Origin of the sequence: Tepidibacillus decaturensis (genome assembly GCF_001561915.1) — a bacterium.
Taxonomy (GTDB): domain Bacteria; phylum Bacillota; class Bacilli; order Tepidibacillales; family Tepidibacillaceae; genus Tepidibacillus_B; species Tepidibacillus_B infernus.
In genome coordinates this window covers 1,429,148-1,432,754 of record NZ_LSKU01000001.1, presented here as the reverse complement: position 1 = coordinate 1,432,754, position 3,607 = coordinate 1,429,148, and the positions used below count along the sequence as shown (strand labels likewise).

General features: G+C 35.6%; 4 protein-coding genes. 3 read left to right on the top strand and 1 reads right to left on the bottom strand.

Going from position 1 to position 3,607, the window contains the following annotated elements; genetic code table 11:
* Positions 1-52: 52 nt before the first annotated feature.
* Positions 53-526, bottom strand: coding sequence for an N-acetyltransferase (locus tag U473_RS06910; protein WP_068724726.1), 474 nt, complete (start codon positions 524-526; stop codon positions 53-55).
* A 264-nt stretch (positions 527-790) separates the two neighbouring features.
* On the opposite strand from U473_RS06910, the gene U473_RS15665 reads away from it, so the two are divergent.
* From U473_RS15665 to U473_RS06895, 3 genes are read left to right on the top strand one after another with little or no spacing between them, the layout of a single operon-like run.
* Positions 791-1,171 carry a DUF3397 family protein gene (locus tag U473_RS15665; RefSeq protein ID WP_082732414.1) on the top strand — a complete coding sequence of 127 codons (381 nt, stop codon included), beginning with the start codon at positions 791-793 and terminating at the stop codon, positions 1,169-1,171.
* A gap of 54 nt (positions 1,172-1,225) precedes the next feature.
* The gene (gene nirJ1, locus U473_RS06900) at positions 1,226-2,401 is read left to right on the top strand and encodes a putative heme d1 biosynthesis radical SAM protein NirJ1 (protein WP_068724722.1); all 1,176 of its coding nucleotides are present in this window, start codon (positions 1,226-1,228) and stop codon (positions 2,399-2,401) included.
* 13 nt (positions 2,402-2,414) lie between these two features.
* Positions 2,415-3,476 carry a radical SAM/SPASM domain-containing protein gene (locus tag U473_RS06895; protein ID WP_068724720.1) on the top strand — a complete coding sequence of 354 codons (1,062 nt, stop codon included), beginning with the start codon at positions 2,415-2,417 and terminating at the stop codon, positions 3,474-3,476.
* The last annotated feature ends 131 nt before the right edge of the window (positions 3,477-3,607 follow it).

Genomic DNA, 3,607 nt, shown 5'->3' with positions numbered 1-3,607 from the left:
GGGCCAGCCTCCTACTCGATTCTTTAGATTTGCTTATTTGCGTGAAAAGTATTTACCACTGAACGCCGACACCATCAGGATGCCAAATGTAAGGGTTTTCACCCCTATCGCGAATCATGTCATATTTAACTGGTACAAATTCCATCTTAAGCCAAAAATCATCTGAACGATTTCTAGCATTGGTTTTAATAGGGTGTCCTAGACTTTTTGCATATTTGACGAGTGCTGTTCCTATTTTTTGATTGCGGTATTCAGGTAACACTTCTAATTTAAACAGTTCATAGTAGTCCTGTGGAGGACTAAAGAATTGGTCATATTTACGATCAACACGATATAAGCTCATTCTTCCAACCAACATATCATCATCATAAATCCCGAAAAATGGAGAATTCATTTCATCTTCAATTAAATTGGCCTCAAGATCTTCTAGCATGGCTAATTCAGCCAAACCATATTCTCTAAATTTTTTAAAGTCATCCATCGTCTTATAGTTTACTTTTAACTGTAATACTTTTGATAAAGCCATTTCATCCGCCTCCCTAAATTTAAATAAAAACCATTGTTTTGAAAAAGGGGATATTATTGTTAAAATATTCTTTATTTTCTTATATTGTACTATAAAAGTCGTAAGAATGGTATATTTTTATTAAAAATTTTACAAAAATCTAAATTAAAAGTAAATTAAAATAAATCCTAAATATTCGGAAAAGAAATTCACTTACAAAGCAGGAATTGATCATGTTTTTTCCGAAGAATAACCTTGGGAAAGAATGCGATTTTGTAATAAGGAGTGTTTCTTTTGGGCGTTTTTATAAAAACTTATGCTTTGATAGCGACGGTTCCGTTTATTTCCTTTTTTCTTATTTATTATTTGATGGTTTTTATGGGAAAAGAAAAGAAACATGCATTTAATTGGGCGTTTCATTCGACCACAATTCTTCTTTTTTCGGCTGTAAGTGCTCAAATTAAATTTATCTTTCAATTAAAGCAAGGATTTTGGTGGGTGTTTTTCTGGGTGTTGTTTTTGATAACAAGTATTGGTTTTCTACAATGGAAAATAAAACGAAAAATTAGCTTAAGAAAAATCATGATTGCCACTTCAAAATTAAGTTTTATTTTGTTTAGTATCGCGTATATTCTTTTTTTTGTTATAGGTTTGTTTTGTACATAGGCGGTACTTCTTGTATAATTAGAATGTAACATAGCGTCTTAGGGGGGAGAGAAAATGATAGGAATTACAAAACTTTTAACCAATTCAAGTAATTTTGGGGATCAATTACGCTATAGTAAGGGTGCACATGGGCGAGTAAATGGCACGCATTTAAACCACGGGCCTGTCGTGGTATGGAATGTAACGAGGACTTGTAATCTACACTGTATTCATTGTTACTCTAGTTCTGAATCAATAAAGTATGAAAATGAACTTTCAACAGAAGAAGCAAAACAAATGATTGATCAGCTAGCGGACTTTCAAGTTCCGGTACTTCTTTTATCTGGTGGAGAACCTTTGATTCGTGAAGATATATTAGAATTAGCCGAATATGCGATCAACAAAGGAATAAGAGTAACTTTTTCTACAAATGGTACACTGATTGATCAAGAAATGGCTAATACAATCAAAGAGATTGGTGTTGGCTATGTAGGCGTTTCCTTTGATGGAATCAATGAAAAACATGATGAATTTCGAAGATCAAAAGGTGCTTTTGAAAAAGCTTTAAATGGGGTTCGCCATTTAATAGAGGTTGGACAAAGGGTTGGATTACGATTTACGATCAATAAACATAATTATCTTCAACTAAATGATATTTTTGATTTTATGGAAAAGGAGAACATTAATAGAGCTTGTTTCTATCATCTAGGTTATTCAGGTAGAGGTAGTGAGATGATGAAGGAAGATTTAACCCATGAAGAAACGAGGGATGCATTAAATATTATTATAGAAAGAACGTTAGATTTCCATCATAGAGGTCTTGAAAAAGAAATCTTGACGGTTGATAATCACGCTGACGGTCCTTACCTTTATCTCAAAATGAAAGAAAAAAACCCAGAACAAGCTGCTTTTATCCTAGAAATGTTACAAAGAAATGGTGGCAATCGTTCAGGAATCGCCATTGCAAATATAGATCATCGTGGTAATGTACATGCAGATCAATTTACCCAAAATCATACCTTTGGAAATATTAGAGAACAACATTTTGGTGATATTTGGTCCAAAGCAGAACATCCTATTTTAAATGGTTTAAAAAATCGTAAACCCTTACTTGAAGGAAGATGTGCTTCCTGCCAATGGCTTCAGATTTGTAACGGTAATTTCCGTTCAAGGGCAGAAGCTGCAACTGGAAACTTTTGGGCATCAGATCCTGCTTGTTATCTAACAGACGAAGAGATCGGGATCGTATAAGGGGGAGAAATAGATGCAGCCACGCCTTATTTTTTGGGAATTAACTGAAGGGTGTAATCTAAAATGTGTTCATTGTCGCGCGACGGCTCAACCAAATCGAAATAAAGAAGAATTGTCGACCGAAGAAGCTTATCAGGTAATTGATCAAATCGTTTCCTTAGGGGATCCGATCCTTATCTTGACAGGTGGGGAACCGCTTTATCGACCTGATTTTTATGAGATTGCAAGTTATGCTTTACAAAAAGGTTTAAAAGTGGCTCTTGCCACTAATGGAACATTGATTGACCAATATCATGCCCGCAAAATAAAAGAAATAGGAATTAAACGGGTTTCGATTAGTATCGATGGAGCAAATAAAGAAACTCATGATGGATTTCGTGGAATTCCTGGTGCCTTTGACCAAGCGCTAGAAGGAGCCAAATTTTTACAAGATGCTGGGGTAGACGTGCAATTTAACACAACCATTAGCAAGCATAATGTAGATCAAATCGAAGAATTACTTCAGTTAGCAGTAGATAAAAAAGCAGTAGCTCTTCATCTGTTTATGCTTGTGCCTGTAGGATGTGGTATTCAAATTGCTGAGAACCAAATGCTTCCTTCAGAACAATACGAGGAGGTTTTAGCTTGGTTTTCTGAACAGTCTCGTGAAGCTCCGTTAGAAATAAAAGCGACCTGCGCTCCTCACTATTATCGGATTATCAGGCAAAAGGCAAAAGAAAGAGGAGAGAAAGTCACCTTTCAAACTCATGGAATGGCAGCAATGACAAAGGGATGTTTAGCTGGGACAGGAGTGTTCTTTATTTCTCATAAAGGAAAGGTTCAACCATGTGGTTATCTTCCAGTAGAAGCTGGAGATGTAAAAAAACAGACGCTAAAGGAGATTTGGAATGAGTCTCCTGTTTTCTTGAAACTTCGTGATCAAGAGAGTCTAGAAGGGAAATGTAGTGTATGTGAATACATCAATGTTTGTTCAGGGTGTCGGGCTAGAGCCTTCTATGAAACCGGCAATTATATGGCGGAAGAGCCTTACTGTATCTATCAACCAGCCAGAGATAAATATAGCTCACAAAAGTGACGTCTTCCTTTGAAGCATACTCCGATTACTTTTGTGGGATTCGAATAAATATTGAAAGAAAGTTTACTTTCTACCTTTTAAAAAAGTGGGAACCATGTATTTCTAACATGGGATTCCCACTTTTTTTAAGT

Excerpts from the sequence above, each read along its gene's own strand:
- U473_RS06895 (WP_068724720.1), top strand. The coding sequence starts at position 2,415 with ATGCAGCCACGCCTTATTTTTTGGGAATTAACTGAAGGGTGTAATCTA.
- nirJ1 (WP_068724722.1), top strand. The coding sequence starts at position 1,226 with ATGATAGGAATTACAAAACTTTTAACCAATTCAAGTAATTTTGGGGAT.
- U473_RS06910 (WP_068724726.1), bottom strand. The coding sequence starts at position 526 with ATGGCTTTATCAAAAGTATTACAGTTAAAAGTAAACTATAAGACGATG.